Origin of the sequence: Helicobacter sp. NHP22-001 (assembly GCF_030270165.1) — a bacterium.
Classification (GTDB): domain Bacteria; phylum Campylobacterota; class Campylobacteria; order Campylobacterales; family Helicobacteraceae; genus Helicobacter; species Helicobacter gastrofelis.
In genome coordinates this window covers 1-18,530 of the sequence record NZ_BSWS01000008.1, presented here as the reverse complement: position 1 = coordinate 18,530, position 18,530 = coordinate 1, and the positions used below count along the sequence as shown (strand labels likewise).

The 18,530-nt window shown below is 44.0% G+C and carries 13 protein-coding genes and 1 pseudogene; 7 read left to right on the top strand and 7 right to left on the bottom strand.

Features of this window, described 5'->3' with window-relative positions:
* Positions 1-335: 335 nt before the first annotated feature.
* From QSJ47_RS06245 to QSJ47_RS06220, 6 genes and pseudogenes are all read left to right on the top strand, one after another.
* Positions 336-1,249, top strand: a pseudogene (locus tag QSJ47_RS06245) (transposase-like zinc-binding domain-containing protein); the annotation flags it as partial.
* Positions 1,250-1,706: 457 nt separating this feature from the next.
* Positions 1,707-3,866: an AAA family ATPase gene (locus QSJ47_RS06240; RefSeq protein ID WP_285602788.1), complete on the top strand. Its 2,160-nt coding sequence runs from the start codon at positions 1,707-1,709 to the stop codon at positions 3,864-3,866.
* Positions 3,863-5,506: a coiled-coil domain-containing protein gene (locus QSJ47_RS06235; RefSeq protein ID WP_285602787.1), complete on the top strand. Its 1,644-nt coding sequence runs from the start codon at positions 3,863-3,865 to the stop codon at positions 5,504-5,506. The genes QSJ47_RS06240 and QSJ47_RS06235 overlap by 4 nt, the downstream gene beginning before the upstream one ends.
* Before the next feature lie 10 nt (positions 5,507-5,516).
* On the top strand, positions 5,517-7,349 hold the full coding sequence (locus QSJ47_RS06230) for an AAA family ATPase (protein ID WP_285602786.1): 1,833 nt from the start codon (positions 5,517-5,519) through the stop codon (positions 7,347-7,349).
* Entirely contained in the window at positions 7,343-7,927 is a 585-nt protein-coding gene (locus QSJ47_RS06225; protein ID WP_221271025.1) for a 4Fe-4S single cluster domain-containing protein, read from the top strand. Before QSJ47_RS06230 ends, QSJ47_RS06225 begins: the two co-directional genes overlap by 7 nt.
* An 8-nt stretch (positions 7,928-7,935) precedes the next feature.
* Complete coding sequence (locus QSJ47_RS06220; RefSeq protein ID WP_221271026.1) at positions 7,936-8,088, top strand: hypothetical protein; 153 nt, start codon at positions 7,936-7,938, stop codon at positions 8,086-8,088.
* 2 nt (positions 8,089-8,090) lie between these two features.
* Here the strand turns inward: QSJ47_RS06220 and QSJ47_RS06215 are convergent, their stop codons facing one another.
* The 6 genes from QSJ47_RS06215 to QSJ47_RS06190 are packed head-to-tail and all read right to left on the bottom strand — an operon-like array spanning position 8,091 to position 16,145.
* A complete protein-coding gene (locus tag QSJ47_RS06215; RefSeq protein WP_285602785.1) occupies positions 8,091-10,790 on the bottom strand; it encodes a molecular chaperone DnaK in 2,700 nt (899 codons plus the stop codon).
* Between the two features lie 25 nt (positions 10,791-10,815).
* Positions 10,816-12,963: an acetate and sugar kinases/Hsc70/actin family protein gene (locus tag QSJ47_RS06210; protein WP_285602784.1), complete on the bottom strand. Its 2,148-nt coding sequence runs from the start codon at positions 12,961-12,963 to the stop codon at positions 10,816-10,818.
* Positions 12,890-13,816, bottom strand: coding sequence for a hypothetical protein (locus QSJ47_RS06205; protein WP_285602782.1), 927 nt, complete (start codon positions 13,814-13,816; stop codon positions 12,890-12,892). The genes QSJ47_RS06210 and QSJ47_RS06205 overlap by 74 nt, the downstream gene beginning before the upstream one ends.
* Before the next feature lie 9 nt (positions 13,817-13,825).
* On the bottom strand, positions 13,826-14,752 hold the full coding sequence (locus QSJ47_RS06200; RefSeq protein WP_285602781.1) for a coiled-coil domain-containing protein: 927 nt from the start codon (positions 14,750-14,752) through the stop codon (positions 13,826-13,828).
* An 11-nt stretch (positions 14,753-14,763) separates the two neighbouring features.
* Positions 14,764-15,957: an HP0729 family protein gene (locus tag QSJ47_RS06195; RefSeq protein ID WP_285602780.1), complete on the bottom strand. Its 1,194-nt coding sequence runs from the start codon at positions 15,955-15,957 to the stop codon at positions 14,764-14,766.
* Positions 15,954-16,145 carry a hypothetical protein gene (locus QSJ47_RS06190; RefSeq protein ID WP_285602779.1) on the bottom strand — a complete coding sequence of 64 codons (192 nt, stop codon included), beginning with the start codon at positions 16,143-16,145 and terminating at the stop codon, positions 15,954-15,956. The genes QSJ47_RS06195 and QSJ47_RS06190 overlap by 4 nt, the downstream gene beginning before the upstream one ends.
* A gap of 1,153 nt (positions 16,146-17,298) precedes the next feature.
* On the opposite strand from QSJ47_RS06190, the gene QSJ47_RS06185 reads away from it, so the two are divergent.
* A complete protein-coding gene (locus tag QSJ47_RS06185) occupies positions 17,299-17,409 on the top strand; it encodes an outer membrane family protein (protein WP_260321502.1) in 111 nt (36 codons plus the stop codon).
* 59 nt (positions 17,410-17,468) lie between these two features.
* On the opposite strand, the gene QSJ47_RS06180 is transcribed toward QSJ47_RS06185, so the two are convergent.
* Complete coding sequence (locus tag QSJ47_RS06180; RefSeq protein WP_285602778.1) at positions 17,469-18,323, bottom strand: viperin family antiviral radical SAM protein; 855 nt, start codon at positions 18,321-18,323, stop codon at positions 17,469-17,471.
* Positions 18,324-18,530 lie beyond the last annotated feature (207 nt).

Here is an 18,530-nt window from a genome sequence, read left to right as displayed (position 1 = left end):
CTTTGACATTAAGGGGTTCATTTATGGGTAGATTATGGTTCGCACACATGGGTACAATCCACTACTTCCCCATACCACTCCTCAATTCTCGCATGCACCCCACGATTAGCATTGCTAGAATACCAAAGTTGGCGACATGTGGGCGGACATGTTTTTTGCGCTCATATTCATCGTTTTTAGAGTAGCGTATTTTTTGTGGCCGGCAATCTAAAGTGTTCTCTATACGAGCCACTGCCTAGATAGATTCCTATCTGTTCAGCACACATTATTCAGGCCCTACTCGTACAAAGCATCGATTATAATTAAAAAATTTGCCACAGTGTCTTCGTTAACCCCTAACAGATAATAATAAAAAAGCCTTTTTAAGGATTATTAGAATAAGGAAAGTTCTCAAGCTAAACACCTATTCAAAAAGAAATAAATTAAAGAGTGTCCGCATTGTTAATCTACTAAATTGTCAAGAATGGTAAAAAGGCAAAAAGGCTTATGTGTAATTCGTGCAAAAGGACTTTTACCTACACTAACAACATTATCCTTGTTGGTACCAAGAAACAAGAAAACAAGAAAAATTGAAATTTGGAAAAATTCGTTCATTGTCTAGTAAAAAAATATTTACTTAGAAAAACTGCCAAGATTTGCAATATTGATGTAACAACAGCTATTGGCGACACAAGATTTTAGATGCCTTGCAAAGCATACAAGATGGAGTGGAATTAAATGGCATCGTAGAAGCTGATGAGACTTACTTTCCTCTTTCATTTAAAGGTCATCATAAAAATTTCAAGCCACCACGCTTGTCTAAAAAACGAGACACACAAGCTACCAAGCGTGGGTTATCTAAAGAACAAGTTTGTGTAACAAGCGGAGTTAATTTAGATGGGGAGTCTGTTACCAAAGTTTCTAATTTAGGTAAGCCTATTTAAAACCAGCAAATGATATGGAGTTAAGCCATATTAGAGTACCTAAGAAAAAACATAAGTCAGATGCTTTTAACATTCAAACTATCAATAGTTATCATAGCCACATAAAAGATATGATGAAACACAAATTCGAAGGTATAGCCACTAAATACCCAGATGATTATCTTGTCTATCATAATTTTGTAAATTTTGCCAAAGAGAATCATAAAGAAACAATATTGTTTGAGCATATACAAAATAGCAAATGTATTAGTTTGAGTAGAAATATTTCTAAAAGAGAGTGTTTAGGATTAGTGGGTAAAAATGGCAAACAAGCGAAAAATAGTTAGAAACTATTTTCAAAAATATGTTGATTTTATTAAAAAAGTAAAACTAGGGTAGGTATCCTAATTTGCTGTTTGTGGTGTTTTGTCGTATTCTTCTTTTTTAAGTAAAGAATTTGATGTGTTGACTATGACCATTAGTGGGGAGAGCGCAGCACTTCCTGCATCTAAAAAGAATACGTCAAGCTACTAAGATATTTGGCAATAAATTGCTTTCTGCAAAAGAATATCTTAATGGTTATTTACAAAGCCCTAAGAAATTTAGACAAGATTATAGCTCTTTGCTTGTTTTAGTAAGTGATCATGTTGAAAGGCTGATTCTTAAATTTATGCTAAACATAACTTTTTGTGAGTAGAGTTTATTTTATAACCTTGAACTACACTTTTTAGATTTGCCTTTTTGGACTCTGCCCGCCCCCAATTTACCAAGCGGTGCTATAATTTTGCCAGATTGGAGGTTTAGATGCAAAAGCTCTATATCAAGGTCGCACAAGGATTTAAGGTTGCTTGTTTGCAAAGCGACATCGCCTACTTGAGGAAACGCTTCCACAAAATAGACACCACCTTAAAAATTTACGATAGCGTGCCCAATAAAGAGGGGGCGATGCTACGATCCTTGCTTGAAATCTGTTTTCAAGCACAAGGCATACCAGAGATTTTATATTGCATCAATGCTACAAGAGAGACCCAACAGAGGGCGTTCATCTATGGCGATCCCGACCACTCAAGCCCATTTTTTAAGGGAGAGAGCCTTGCTTTTGGGGGTTGTGTGGATGAGGGCTTTTTGGTGTTGGATCGGGTGGTGCTTGTGCCTTTTGGGTTGGGGACGCGTTTTGAGGTGGAGCTTTTGATTGATGCGAGTCAAGCACAAGGGCAAGATTTAGCCAATGCCCTAAAATCCATGGATAGCCCACAAGAGTTTTTAGCACAACTGCAAGCACACTTTTCTTGGGAAAAATGGGGGGGCGTATTTGGGTCTTGCACCCATAACGCCAGCCACAATGCACAAAAGAGGGTGTGTGTCTTGCAAAATGCCCGCACTTTGCCCGGCTTGCTTGGTGTATGCCCCCATCCCTTATGGCTTTTAAACCCCAAAGAGGCACAAGAATTACACCCCGATCACATCTGCCAAAGCATTTCGCAAAATATGGCAAAAACCCTCATCAAGCGTTTTGCGCCGCCCTTGCGTGTTGCCCTTGCAAAGATGATTGCTAGCTTGCAGGTCTGCTTGATCCAAGTGGAGGGAAAATTAGCACACAGCTTAGAGTTGGTCGCCACAGCGATTAAACACCACACCAACCAACAAGATAAAATTTTATTAGCCAGCCCCATAGCCTTTAAAGAGTCCTTAGAAAACAAGCTAACAAGCTCGCACACGCCCTTGAGCTTTTGTGATTTGAGCACCCAAGAGTTAGGGCAGGTGATGGCGCAATGTAGTGCCTTGCAAGCGGATTTAGATAACTTTGAGAGGCTTTATGCCCAAAGCCAAAGCATGGACACAACTAACCTACAAGCCCAGCTTGAGGCGAGTTACCAACAACTAGAGAGCCTCCAAGAGCAAACCAACAACACCCCCCAACCACAAACAAATTTAGATAAATTCCTCAGCTTTTTAGAGGGGCAGATGGGGGATTTTATTTTGCCTAGCGGGCTTTTAGAGCCCATCTACCATACTCTCAAAGAGGATTTAAACACCCTTGCTCCCCTTAAATTTAGCCCCCTCTCTTTAGACATGCCCACACACGACTTTTCAAGCGCACTAAAAGCGATCTACCAAGACATTTTGCACTTTGAACAATGCGATCAGGAGGTGGCAAAGATTGATTTTAGTGCCTTGCAAGAAAAGCACGCCAAACTTACCCGAGAAATCCAAGACCTTGAAAACCAAAAGGATAGAGTTGCCGATATGGAAAGCTTAGAGGCACTCCAAGAACAAATCCGCCACAAGAAACAAGAGCAAAGGGGGGCGTTTGCTTTGGGCAAGTATGCTAAACTCTTTGGCACGGGCAAATTAGAACAGATTAAAGATTTATTAGAAACCCATAGAACAAAAGTGGCACGATTAAAGGGGCATTTTAGCACCACCCTACACGCCCAAGCGCAAAATTTTCAACCAGAGCCAAAAACACAGCCCACAGAATGCCAAGTCCTAGAGATACAAATCCAAGATTTAAAAGCCCAAATAGAGCAAATCACCACCCAAAAAGCACAAGTGCAAGCCAGCTTAGAGCAAATCCAAAAAAAATACAGCCTTGAAAATTTGGAGCAAATCCCAAATGCCCTAAACACCCGCCTAGAGGGCTTAAAAGAGGCATTAAACCCCAGCACCCCCACAGACACAAGCTTGTGTTTTATCCCCTTTGGGAGTGATCCGTGTGTTTTAGAAATGGCAAGCCCCTTTGATGTGGTAGTAATTTTAGATGATGGTGGGTTAAATCTCGATCTCTTGCCCCTGATTTTAAATAGCAAAAAAACCATTTGGCTCAAAAGCACGCATACCCCTAATTTGACAGATTTACCAGAAATGCCTAGCCCAGAGTTACAAGAGTCTTTATTTACAACTTGTTTTGCCAATGCCCCAAGTGGGATCAAGGCACAAATCCATTTAAGGGAGCAACCATGAGTCAAGAACATTATGCCCGTATTGAGTTAGAAAGACAGCGCGCCAAAGAGCGCCAAAAACGCGCGCTTGCTAAGAGGCAACGCGCCTTAGAGATAAGCCAAGTCCATTTGGAACAAGCTAAACAACACATAGAACGCATGCACGCCCAAGGCTTAGATGCCTTTGTATCCTTAACCCAAATAGAGCAACAAATACAACAAGTGCGCCAGTTAGCCCAGAGCGCGCGCCTAGAATTGCCACCCCCCGCACAAAAATATGGGGGTTATGATTCGACTTTTGAGGATCATGTGCGTCTCTTAGATGACAACCCCTTTAAAGCCCAAGAATTAAGCCATGCCATCCTCTCCCAGCTCAACAGCCTTGAGAACCACGCTAAAGAATTGCAAAAGGCACAATTTAGAGCCAATCAAGCCAGCGTTCAAGAGTATTTTCACACCCAAAGGGAGCAAATCCAAGATGATTTAGTGCTAGAGTTTGCCAAAGAGGGCTTGCAAAAACTAGAAGCCCAAGTGAAAGCCTTTGATGGGCAGGATTTCAAAGGCTTTTACCCCAAGTTGCAAAACCAAATGGACACACTACTCCAAGGGGCACAAGATAAAGCCCTAAGGCGACGCCAAGAGATCGCCCGCCAAGAGATCAAAAAAGAGAACGCGACCAAAAATGCGCAACAAAATTGCAAGGATTTACAAAGCAACTTGCAAAAAATGCAAGCACAAGGGCTAGATACCTTTGTGTCTTTGCAATCTCTTAAGCAAGAGCTAGGAAGCTTGCAAACCCTCATCCAAACAGATCCCCTAAAAGCCCAGCAACAAAGCCTAGAGGCGCTCTACAATTTAGAAAAATTGCAAAGGCAGGCTTTGGATTTGCAAAGGGCACAAGCAGGGGCAAACCAAGAAAAAGCCCAGCAAGATTTTTATGCCCGTTTGCAAGCCATTAAAGACCCGGCGGTGATTGCTTGCGCTAAAAACGATCTAGCGCGCTTGCAAGAGCGTTTAGCCGCCTTTGATGGGCTCAATGCAGACACACAGCGCCAAATCCAAGCAGATTTAGAGCAAGTGTTACAAAGGGCGCAAGCGCAAGCGCAAGCAAATAACGCTAAACAAGAGAGCCAAAGGCAGATGTGGCGGCAAGAATTAGAGCACCTTAAAAACGAGGTGGCACAAATTGCAACTAGCCCTGAGCAAGAGACGTTGTTGGCACAAATTGCAAAAATAATAGAGGGTTTAGCCAGCCAAGATTTTAACACCTTAGAGAGCCAAATAGTGCAAATCAACGCCCAAGCCGATTCACTCATTGTAGAGGAAAATGCCCGCAAAGAAGTGGTGATCTCCATTGTCAAAACCCTAAGAGGGCATGAGTTTGAAGTGCAAGCCCCCGTTTTAAAAGAGGGGGCGGTGATCATCAAGGCAGCCCGCCCTTCGGGTAAAAGGGTGCAATGCCGCATTGAGCATGGGAAGATTTGGTATAAATTTGATGAATACGAGGGGCTCACTTGCAAAGAGGACATTGCCAAATTTGAAAAAGAATTAGAAGAGGTCTATGGCTTTAAACTAGAAGACAAAAAGGTTCTTTGGGAGAATCCCGATCGCATTTCTAAGGGGGCGATTGATTTGAACAACCCCCATAAAAAATCGCTGTAAGGAGGTTTGTATGGAAAAAGAAAGCGAATGGTTACAACAATTCGTGTGCGATGCCAAGCTTAAAGGCGTGGTGATTTTAAGCGGAAATGTGGATGATCTTTTTAAAAGCAAGTTTGACATGCAATATAAAAATCTAGATCGCTTTTTGATCGAGTTGTTGCACCAGGAATTGGGCTTTTCAAGCGTGTGGCTGTGGGATTGCGTGGGCGGGATTGATTATGATCTATCTATCTTGCCTGAGAGTAAAGTTGCCCCACAACCCCAAGATAAAAATCTCTATGACATTGGCGAGACTAATACCTCCCAAGATCGCCCCGAGCGAAAAAACCCAGAGGAGTTTTTCTCTGTGATTATGAACGATCTTACCAAGAAGTCAGGGCAATGCTTTATCTTAGATTACACAGATTATATTTTTGGCACGCAAGCCAGCCTTAGCGAACAAGAACGCCATTGGATCATTCGGCTCAAAAAAGCCATCCAGCGCAACGCCCATTACACCTTGGATGCCACTCAAGCCATGCAATCTAAAAATTTGGTGATCTTTTTAGCCCACAAACGCACCGCTTTGCCCTCCTCCTTTTACATCAATGACTGCCACATCGCTAGCCTAGAAATCCCCTTGCCCAGCCGTCCCGAGCGCAAAAGCTTTATCGAGAGGTTTGGAGAACTCCCCTTTAAACCGCCCATCACCCAAGACCCCAGTAAATTAGCCGACTTCATTGACATGCTAGAGGGTTTTATGCTCAAAGAAATTGCCCAAATTTTGCAACTCTCCCAAAACAATAAGCATTTAAGCCCCGAAAAAAGCGTGAAATTCTACCGCTACAAACAGAGTCGCAGCCCGTGGGAGGATTTAGACAAGCATAAATTAGATGGCATTTGCCAAGCCCTAGAAAAGCGTGTCAAGGGGCAGAGCCATGCCATTAGCAAGGTAGAAAAGGTCATCATCCGTGCCTTTACGGGGTTTTCAGGGGCAGCACACTCCAGCAAGAGCCAAAAGCCCAAGGGGGTTTTATTTTTTGTAGGACCTACGGGGGTGGGCAAGACCGAGCTTGCCAAATCCTTAGCCGAGTTTTTATTTGGCGATGAGAGCGCATTTTTACGCTTTGATATGAGCGAGTTTAATCATGAGCAAAGCGATCAACGCCTTGTGGGCGCGCCCCCGGGATATGTGGGGCATGAAGATGGTGGGCAACTCACCAACGCGATCCGTGCCAAGCCCTTTAGTGTGGTTTTATTTGACGAGATTGAAAAGGCGCATGGGCGCATTTTAGATAAATTCTTGCAAATTTTAGAGGATGGGCGGCTCACAGATGGGCGGGGTGAAACCGCCTCTTTTGGCGAGTCGGTGATCATTTTTACCTCCAACATTGGGGCGGCTGACAAAGATATTAGCATTGATGACGATCCTAAAGAAGTAGCACAAAAATTCATGCAAGCCGTGCGGGATCATTTTAATCATACATTAGGGCGACCCGAATTGTTAAACCGCATAGGCGATAACATTGTCCCCTTTAATTTCATCAAAAATGAGGACTTTTTGATCGCCATTATTCAAAGCAAATTTGAAAAGATCGCCCAACAAGTCGCCGAAAAATACAATATCAGCCTAGAGTTTAAAACCCCAGAGGATGCACAAAAGGGCTTTAAGGCATTAGCAAAGAATGTCAATAAAGGGCAAGGGGGGCGGGGGGTGGTCAATCGCCTAGAAAAACAAATTGTAGATGCTTTGAGTCTTTCTATCTTCGATCAATGGGAAGAAAGGGAGGGTTGTAAAAAAATCTACATCAAGCAGTCTATGCCCGAATTTGACAGCTTTGAATTTAAGTTAGAGCCATGTTGAATGTCGCCAGCATGCGCTTATGCACACAAGCAGAAGGTCCCGGAAAACGCATGGCTATTTGGTTGCAAGGCTGTTTGAAGCGTTGCTTTAATTGCTGTAACCCACACATGCAACCCCTTGTTAAAAAAGAACTCATGCAAGAGGGGGCATTGATAGAGCAAATTTATTTAGCCTATGAGAAATATCAAATTTGTGGGATCACGCTTTTGGGCGGGGAGCCCCTTTTGCAGGCTAAGGGTTTATTGCCGGTGGTGCGTTGGTGCAAGCAAAACAACCTATCGGTTTTACTCTTTAGTGGCTACACTTTGGCACAAATACAAAAACTACCCCTTGAGGGGGCACAAGAATTATTGGACTTTGTGGATGTGCTGGTGGATGGGGAGTATGTGGACTCTTTGTATGATGAGAGTCGGGGGATTGTGGGATCAAGCAACCAAGAAATCCACTTTTTTACGGACACTTATAGCCTCAAAGATTTTAAAAGCCAAGTGCAAGTTGAGGTGTTGGTGGATGAGCAGGGAGTGAAATTTAATGGCTGGGCACTCAGCCCTAAAGACTTAGGCGCATTTAAAGTTTAGAGGATTGTATGCAAGATCAAGAAATTTTAGCGTTGTTAGAGGCAATTGCACAGGGTAAAATGCGGGGTAAATACCCCGAGCCAAACCCCACAGAAGAGGGCAAAGAGGGCATAGTCGCGCATGCCAAGCGCATGCTCGCCAAAGAGCGCAAAAAACGCTAACCCTATAATTCTACTTTTTGGATTAGGTTTAGGTAGCTCTCACTTGTTAGCCCTTCATCAGTAGCCACCACAAACTCAAAGGCACTCGGGCTCACCAAACGGATAAAAATAAAAGCATGGGGGTTACTCACGCCCGTTTCTAGGGATTTTTTCTTAATGGCCGGGTCGCTTAAGTGGCAATTATAGGGGTTGGTTTGCAAAGTGTAGTAAAGCTCAAATCGGCTTTCACTTGCATCTAAGAATTTGACCCATTCTTGGTAGGCCTGATCTCTTTCTAGCACGATTTCAAATTTTTGTTTGCGCCCCCGCCCTAAGATATATTTAGAATGTGCTCCGCCTTGCGTGTAATTGTTGATCACTTGGATTTGCCCGCCCTTACGGGTGCGTATCAGCCCAAAAGCGACCCCTGTTTTGCCATTGGGCTTGGCTAAATCAGGGCTTTCTAGGGGCAGATAGACTTGGTAGCGGGCTTGGGTATCTTGGGTGATTTGATTAATCTTTGCCTCAAAGAGTTCTTGCACAAGGCGCGATTTGCTCGCATTGCCTGCCAAGAAAATATGGAAAGTATCGATGTCTCTTGCCTCTTGCACACTCTCAAAATGCGCATCTGTAGCGCGCCAAAACTCGCTAAAGAATAAATCTACCCCCCTTTTAATGCGCTCTTTGAAAAGATTTTGCACTTCTTGGGTGCTAAAATCCAAATCCACGCCGGCGATGTTTTGCCCACCGCTATCAAAGAGGTTTAAAGACAACACCCCCTCATCTTCAAACTCTCTACCCTCCCAAAGGGGGCGGAGTTTCTCCATGAGGGTTTTAGTGTTGGTGTGGGCTTCTGCCGAGTCGTTTAACAAGGTTTCAATGCCTAAAGTGCCTTGCCCCTCGGCGGGTTTTTTAAAGGGGATTTGCCTAGACAACAATAAAGCTTGGTTGCGCTTGAAAATTTCAAAGCTGGCTAATTCCAATAAATGCTCCCCGCCTAAAAAGCGATCCCCTGCCCCGCCAAAATGCTCCAATTCATAATCATAGCGGCTAGATTCTGGCGTGCCCTGCAAAACCCCAAAGTCAAAATCCGTTGTCCCACCCCCAAAGTCAAAGACCCCATAATACACCCGCTCGTTTTCGCTCGGATCAAAATTATAATTTTCTAAAGCGATGATCGCATAAGCCGCCGGCTCGCTTGCCCCTTCTTCAACTTTAAGTTGTTCTACCACCTTTTGAGAATGCAAAGTATTGGGCAAGGATTTAGCCAAACCTCTTTTAAAACTCTCTAAGATCATGTTACGCACCGCTGAATCGTAGGTTACCGGGAAGGATAAGAGATAATTTAAAAACACCCCATGGTGTTGGTTGTTGATGTATAGACCCAAATAGTAGGCATAAAGCTCGATGGGGTTTAAATCCCCCTCTTTGATCGCTAGACTCTCCTTGATCTCAAAATGTGCCCCTTGTTTGTCTAAAATTTGTAATTTTCTCTGCTTGTCCCCCGCCCATTGCTTTAACCCGCTCAAATAGGCGTTGTAATCGCTTGAGGGGCTGCCTAAAAAGGCGCTATAAGCGGCGTGGGAGACTTGCACTTGATCCCATTTTGTGGGGGGTCTGCCTCTTTGGGATTTATAGGCTTGTAAAAAGCTGGCTAAATCGTTAAAGCTTAAAATAGTGGGGTTTTCATAGTGGTTTTTCTCAATCTCTTGGGTTAAATCCCCTAACCCTACGCGCATGGGCACGCTTTGGTTTTCCTCTTGGCACACCACGACACTACTAGTCGTGCCAAAATCAATCCCCACTAGCCCCTCTTTGATGTCCGCTTTGGGGTTTCTAGCAATCAAGGGCTTTTCAAAACGCACAAAAGTTGCCCTAGGCACGCTCAAACTCTCTGCTAAGTCCCACAGCTCCCAAGATCCCCGATTAGCATCGCTTAAAATTTTAGGGTCATAGGGGGTGATGTCGGCACGCACTCTGTCAGCTTGGAGTAGGGCATTAATGTAATCTTGTGCCCACTCTTGGGGCATAGTCAAGCCCTGCACGCTTTTAATGCTCTTTTTAGAGTCAAGGCGTATTTTGACAAATAAATACACGAGCCACACCACAGACACAAATAAAATGATTTGCAAAGCAAAGAGGATTAAAGACCCAAAAATCGCCCAAAGCACGCCCAAGACCATGATGCCTGCTAAAATGCTTGTCAAAAGCAAGGACACATGCGACAAGTAGCGTGAGGCTTGGGTGTTTTTGTCCAAAATGTCTTGCCACGCATTTTGATACACTGCCCTCACTTTATCCCTAAAGGGAGCATTGTTATTGGTTGTTAAAAACACAAAAATAGAATAGCCCATCCACAAGAAAGCACAGTAAGAGAGAAAATATAACCCCTCACTTGTGGCTGATACAGCGATGGCAAACACTAAAACCCCTACAACCCACGCAATCAAGCGATTCTTAAGCCAAAAAAAGCGTTCCTCTTTAAAAACTCTTGTGAAAAATGGACTGCCCCATCTTTGAATCAGCCGATACCAAAGCACTCCCTCAGCCCAGCACAAGCCAAAGACAATCCCAAAGCACACCAAACCCAAACAAAAATCCCACACAAATTCCAAGAAAGATTTCAGCATGCCCGGGGCAATTTTCTCTGTAACCCACACCACAGCCCCCAACACGGCGAGCAACACCACAGACCCCCGCATTTTTGCAACCCATGCCATCATTCTAGCCTCCCTTATCTGTTTATTTTCATAACTCCACTTTTTGCACGCTGCTTAAATAATTCTCGTCTGCTAGCCCTTCATCAGTAGCCACCACAAACTCAAAGGCACTCGGGCTCACCAGACGGATAAAAATAAAAGCATGGGGGTTGCTCACGCCCGTTTCTAGGGATTTTTTCCTAATGGCGTGATCCTCAAGGCTTAAATGATTATTGACTGCGCTGGCTTGCGTGGTGTAATACACCTCAAATTGGCTCTCAGAGGCATCTAAGAATTTTACCCATTTATTGTAAGGGTGATCGCGATCGATGAGTGTATAAAACTTGCGCTTTTTAGATCGCCCTAAATAGTATTTAAAGCGGATATTCTCCTCTACATTGGAGTCGATAACTAGAATGGACCCACCCTTGCGGGCTTGCACCAAACCAAAGGCGACCCCGGTTTTGCCATTGGGTTTAGCAAAATCCGCACTCTCTAAAGGGGCGTAGAGTTTGTAGCTAATGGGGGTTTGGGCTTGGTTGGCATCTTGCTCGCTGATTTGGGCGATCTTTGCTTCAAAGAGTTCTTTGACGAGGGGCGATTTACTTGAATTGCCCGCTAGGAAAATATGAAAGGTGTTAATGCCCTGCCCCTCCTCTAACATGCCCTTCTTTTCAAAAAAGCGCGCGGTCGCCCTAAAAAACTCGCTAAAAAAATTATCCACCCCTCTTTTAATGCGCTCCTTAAAAAGCTCTTGCGCTTCTTGCACGCTAAAATCCAAGCGCACACCCACGATCTCTTGCCCATGGCTATCAAAGAGATTTAAGGCCAGTTCGCCCTCATCGCTAAACTCTCTGCCCTCCCAAAGGGGGCGCAGTTTTTCCACTAGGTTTTTTGTGTTGCTACGGGCTTCTTGGCTTTGGCTAAGGAGCACCTCGCTACCGGCAAAAAACTGCCCCTCAGCGGGCTTTGTGAAGGGGATTTGCTGTTTTAACAATAAATTTTGGTTGCGTTTAAAGACCTCAAAGCTAGCGAGCTCTAATAAATTCTCCCCGCCCAAATAGCGATCCCCACCCGCCCCAAAATGCTCCAAGACATAATCATAACGGCTATGCTCGGGTGCCTCCATGAATAGCCCAAAGTCAAAATCTGTCGTCCCGCCCCCAAAGTCAAAAACCCCATAATACACCTGCTCCTCATCGCTAGGCTCAAAGCCATAGCCCTCTAAAGCGCTGATCGCATAGGCGGCTGGCTCGCTTGCCCCCTTTTCAACCTTGAGGCGATCTAGCACCCCTTGAGCATGCAAAGCATTGGGCAAGGATTTAGCAATGCCCTTTTTAAAGCTCTCTAAGATCATTTCACGCACCTCTAGCTCGTAGGTTACGGGGAAGGACAAGAGGTAATTTAAAAAAATCCCATTGTATTGGTTGTTGATGTAAAGCCCTAGATAGTAGGCGTAAAGCTCAATGGGGTTTAAATCCCCCTCGCTCAAATCCAAGCTCCCCTTTAGCTCAAAATGCGCCCCCTGTCTGTCTAAGATTTGCATTTTTCTAGACTTATCCCCCGCCCATGCCTTGAGCGCGCTGAAAAACGAATTGTAATGGTTAGAGGGGCTGTTGTGCATGTCATTCTTGGCTTCGTGGGCGATTTTCACGCTCTCCCATTTGGTTTTGGGGCGTCCTTTTTGGGCGTTGTAGGCTTGTAAAAAGGCGGTCAAATCGTTAAAGGCGATGATGGTGGGGTTTTCGTATTGGTTTTTCTCGATCTCTTGGGTTAAATCCCCTAACCCGATACGCAGGGGATAAATGTGCGCGCTCTCCTCTTGGCACACCACAACGCTGCTTGTGGTCCCAAAGTCAATCCCCACAATCCCCTCTTTAATGTCGGCTTTGGGGTTGCGCGCCATAACCGGGCTTTTAAAGGGGACTAGCTCGCCCTCCCCTGTGCCTTGATCCTCCCAAAGCTCCCATAGCCCGCGGTTGGCATCGCTTAAGATTTTAGAGTCGTAGGGCTTGAGATTGGCACGGATTGTATCGGCTTGCAAAAGTTCTTCAAAGCAATCCTCCCTAGCGCTTAGGGCTTTGGGGTCTTTGAGGGTGTATTTTTGTGCTTGGGAGTCGTAGCTAAAGGCTTGCAACACGGCGTAATCGGGGCTTTCTACAATGGCTTTGAGGCGGTTGATTTTGATTGTAGACAAGGCTTCTTTTGTAGGCTTGCTCTATGGCTTTTTCAAGGGGTAACCCTGCGTTGCAGACCTCTAAGATTTTTGCTAAAAAATCTTTTTGTTCTTGGGTGGCAAGCTGGCTAAAAGTGTAACGCTGTAGATAATCTTGTGCGTTTGATGTGTAGTTATTGCGCATATCGTTTCTCAATATATTTAACCAATTTTGCCCCTCTAAACATTTAATGCCAATTTGGGTTTTTGGGGTGCGATAAAAGCGTTTAAATATTTTTTGTAAGGCTTTGGGGGCGGGGACAAGGTCTAAAAACCATCGGGTGTAGTTTGGGTTGTAATCGCACAACCAACTATCATTATCTCCGGAGCGGTAGTAATAATTGTTATCCCTCAAATAATTTTCACAAGAACTATCTAAGATATCTAGGTTATTGCGCCAAATGCGGATACCATTTGTAATTTTTTGTTGTTGTTGGTCTCTTAAGACGGGCAATTTAGGATAAAGACTTTTAAAAGCATTTTCCACTTGCTCTTGGCTAAATTTGGTGTCGTGGTAGGCATCGCCGGCTAAATGGGCGCATAGAACATGTAGTGGGCTTGGGATATAGACATAATAATAGTCATTGTGGTGATACACAAACCCAAAAAGCTTTTGTTGGGGCAAGTAAAAGCTTGTTTCATTGAGTGTAATCACCTCTGTTTTTGTGGCGTATTCTTTAAAAAGTTCAAAGCATGCCACAATGTGCTTGGTGAAAGGCTGTTTAGGATTTTCTAGGGCTTCATTTTTGATAAACTCTTGCCAGCTTTCTGCCATTTGTGCCTCTAGGGCTTCTTTAGAAAGGTAAGTTCCTTTGATCGCTTTTGTGTGTTCCATGTTTGCTCCTTAAAGTTTAATCACAGATTGTCTTTTGACTTCCCCGCTCTTAGCGTGTAGGTAGCCACGCAACAACACTTGGGTAATGCTCCCGCTGGCGTTCAAGCTAGAGTGGTGGCGTTGGTGCTTGGTGGGGTTGTAGGGCTGCCCCACTTCTAGGGGGTCTAGCTTATAGGGGGTGGCTTTTGCATAGTAGCCAAAGAGGCTATAAAAGATTTCTACCAGAATTTGCGCCCCCTCTTTGTTTTCCTTCAGGGCGTTATTGGTGTAATCCCACAGCATTTCGATATTCTTGCCCTGCGTGCCGATGGCTAAAAAGGCAAGTGGGTCGCTCTCACTAAAAAGATTGCTCAAACCCTGCTTGAGATTAGGGGGCAGAGTCAAAAACAATTCATAGGCTTGCACTTTATGCTTTCTTAAGTCTGCTTGGGTGTTTTCTAGCTCTTTTTGTGTGCTCTCTAGTGCGCTTTGGCTTTGGCTTAATTCTGTTTGCGCTTTGGCTAGCTTGGCTTGGTTTTCTCTCTCTGTTTTTTGCAAGGCTAGTAAATCTCTCTCTAGCCGTGCTAGGGTGCTTTGTTGCTCTTGGATTTGCGCTTGTGCCTGCTCATATTGCCGCCTTGCCTCTTGCTCGGCTCTCTCAACTTGCGTTAAAAGTGTGGTGTCCCTGCGTTTAAGAAGATTTAATAACCATTGAAACATCGCCTCTTGCACCTCGCTATCTTGAAATAATTCTAAAACTTGGGATTTTAAAGGGTTTTGCGCATTTAACGCTTGCGCTTGCTCCATATTTTGCCTTTGCCAAACTTGCCCTTTACCTTGCTCTAGCGTTTGCCCCTGCAAATTTGTATCTTGCGCCCCTTGTGCGCTTGCTAAACCACCTAGCCCGCCCTCTTGGGAGTCTCTTTGTGTCTGTGTTAAATCGTCATTTTTGCTCATATTCACCTTTCTTACTTGTACCCCACAACCCGAATCTCTCCGATGTTTTCAAGCACCTTTCTGGGGCTATTTTTGGGTTTGGGCGGAGTGAGGGTGGCTTTGTAGTTGACGATCTCTTTTAAAATATTTATCCCCGTGATGCCTAAAATTTTATTGCGTAAGGCTTGCGCCTCTTTTAAAGAAGTGCGCTCGTTGCCATGCGCGCTCTTGTTGCGGACAGAGCGGAAAATTTCAATCACCTCTAAAAGGCTCTTAGATAAGAATACACGCACCGGGCTAGGGAGCAAATCTAAAAGGGGCTGTTGGAGGCTGGGCAAGGCGATGATGTTTTTGTAGTCGGCTAAGACGGGCTTGTCTTTGTAGTCATCGCTTAAGATTTGACCCAGAGGGGTATTCTCCTTTTTAGAGTGGGAGAAGTAGCGCATTTCTAGGATTTTAGGGTTGTTTTGGGCTAAAAAGCGCACTAAATCCTTAAACAAAGCATAGGCTTCTTGCTCTAAGATTTTAGAATACCTGAGCGCGATGGGTCCAAAGTCATAGAGGGGGTCTTGTTTGTTCTTTTGATACTCCATTTCGGCATAAATGACATTGTCTAGGCTGGCGTGGTGGAGCTTGTAGGCAGTAGCCCCAAAGTTGAGCTCAATCAAGCGCTCTTTGAGCTCTAAAAACTCCGCGCTTTTAAAGACATTTGGGTAGTGTTTTTTGGGGTCTTCAAAGTAATTGATCTCTTTTTTCATCTCTATGGCGAGTGGGTAATCGTAATCATTGCCATAAATTCTAAAGGTGTGGTTGTTATGATCGGGCGTGGTGAAGTTGGGTAGGTAGCGATCGCGCACAGCGGTAAAATCGTTGCGCTCTAGTTCGCGCATGTCTGTGATGATGAACCACGCCTCCACGCTAAACTTTCTATCTTCGCTAAAATAATACTCTGGCGCGCTCACACCTTCTAAATCCTTTTGCACCGCCTCCACTTTTGCCACGAATAAGCTGGCGAAATTAGTTAAAAAAAGTTGTAAAAAGTTTTGGGACGTGGTGCTTTGGTAAATGCGCTCTAAAGTTTGAGGGTGTTTGTGCTCTTGGTCTTTGCTCCGGGGACGGATTTTACCAAAGGCGACTTTGCCTTTTTCTTTCAGTATTTCTAAGTGCAACTCAATGACATTTTCTTGGTAAAAGGGATTGTAAAGAATTAAAAGATTTTGGATCATTTTTTAAACACCTTGAATATTTGATCGAATAAATTTAAAGAAACCTTTTGCATTTGTTGCCCACACTTGGGGCAAGTTGTTGTCATTTTGGCTAAGTCTAGGGCGCTTAGGGCATCGCTCCTAAAAGCCACAATCTTAGAAAACCCACAAGGGCATTTGAGTTTATAAGGCTTAGGGGGTAGAGGCATTGGTCTTGTTCCTTTTTTCGTAGTCTTTGAGTGTAACAGAGACTTGAGTGCTAAAGCAAGCACCCAGCTCAGGTCTAATCTGGGCCAGGATACTAGGAATTACTTGGTTAGTAACCTTTCCTCTGACTAACTCTTCTTTCTTGCTCTCCACAAATTTGGAGAAGATACTAGGCAAGATAGACAAGAGTGTACTTAGGATTGTACCCACTAATGGGTTAATTGTAAAGCCCAAACGCTCTAAAGTTTGCAGAACTACTGCCCCTAAAGAAGCTAGGGCAAGATTGGAGAAAAACCCTGTTTTGCCTTCTTGCTTGCTCTCTAAAGCCCGCATCGCAGCGAAACAACTGCTCTCTACAAAACTCTTTAGATGATCTGCCCAAGTGTTGAGATTATCCGCTTCACAATGCCATGCACACTCACCTGAAAGTCTTCAATGATGTGTTGGTTGATCCCAATGAGTTTTTGATTTCAGCTAATAACACGGGGCGGGTGATGTTATTGATTTCTCTTTCAAAATTCCCTCCTTGTAAGACAATTTGCACAAGATTGACATTGCCCTCCAACGCCTGCCTGACCTCTGTTAATCCCCTCCAGGTTATGATTGGCATAACGGCTTTGTGTTTGTTCTAGAGCCTGTTGTCTCTGTGTTTCAATCTGAGCCATTCCCCCTTGTAAGTTTTGGATTAGGGTTTGATTCTCTTTTTGATTGCTATGTAGCCCCCTTAGTTCTGTTTGCAATTGTAATCGCATCTCTGTGTAAAGCAATTCTAAGTGTACATGAAAAATGCGCCTGAAGCATTTCACTATCGATATGCCCTAACATCTAATTGAGAACAACCCTGCCATTGTGATCGTCTAAAAACTCTAGGGATTCTTGGGTGCTGAAATGCAGACTTAGCTAGTCTGAGATCGCTTGTTTAATCTCTTCTAAGTCGCTGGGAGCGACTAAATTAGTCTTACTAAGGCTGACTGAATTGTTTATTAGCTCGTTAGCTCGCTCAATGCCTTTTAATTCACACAGAAAACTTTGGGCAATGATCTTCTCTATGGCAGAGCAAACAAGGGCGATGAAGTGTACCCCCCCAACCCCATATCTTAAAAGGGCTTTATTGTAGCTTCAATAAGGAGCGTTGTAACTAGGCATATCCATTTAATGTTGCGCTTAAGTGGCTACCAAGTCACGATGCATCGAGGCTACCAAGCCGCCCACTTTGGCGCGCCTAATCCCAAATTCGCCCCCAGCACCCAAGTCACAGCTACTTAATGACCTCCATCAGTTACGATTTGTAAATTTAAACACCCTTTAAAATTCAAAAAAAGCCATTAAAGACCGGCATGCATCAAGTAGCGTCTAGAAAACTTTTCTAAACTAAAAGGGATTTGTTTTAAAGCTTTGCAAACCCCGACTTTAATGATGGGCTCGCTGTAAAAATAGCCCTGTTCTTGGCCATTTTGAAAAAACCGCTCAAAGGGATCGACCATTAAATAAGATTGCGTCATCTCATCGTTATTTTCAGAGCTGATGATCGAGGCGAATTGTTGGTGTCTGTCTAAAAATGCCTGAAACTCCCCATCGCTGATTGCCAAGCGTTTATCCAGGATGGGGAGCATTTTAAAAATCTTCCACTTGCTGGGTTTGACATCTTGGATAAAATCCCCAAGGTATTCTCCTTGGTTGTGTAAATTCACCACCGTGTTGATTTTCACTTGTATTTTGGGGTTATGTGTGCGGATAGAAGCAATGTGTGCCTTCATTTTTGCAACATCCATCGCCTGTTTCTTGGTGCAACGGCCAATGGCGGTGTTGGTGGCGGTGTTTAAAGAATCCACGCTAAAGCCAATGGTTTCAAAATGGGTGGCGATGAGGTTGTTTAGATGCTGATCTAACAGGCTTGCATTGGTGATGGCAGACAAATGCATTTTTCTAGCTTTGGCTTCTTGGATGATATTTAAAAGATCCCTAGGGTATAAAAATATCTCACCGCCCACCAAATTGAGACGCAAGGTCTTAAAGTTAAGCAAAACAGGCAATTGTGCCACTTCATCCAATAGAAGACGCACTTTTGCGGGGGTATGCAAGAGCTCTTTTTGTTCTCTTTTCTGCCATTTTGCAAAACAATACTGACACTGGAAATTACAGGCTTCTGTGATGTGCCAATTGAGGGTGAAGGTATCCATGCAAACAACCTTTAATGTTTCTATTGGCGTAACTTTAGGACTCTATGCCAAAAAAATAAACTAAGATTTAACATGACAACCAAATGATACACAATTGCTAAAACCTCCCCCCCATTTAAGCAACCCTTAAGCTTCAAAAGCATATAATCGCACTTTGCCAAAGTTTAAAGCGGTTTAAAAATCCAAAGGTTAAAAAGCCAAAGCGGT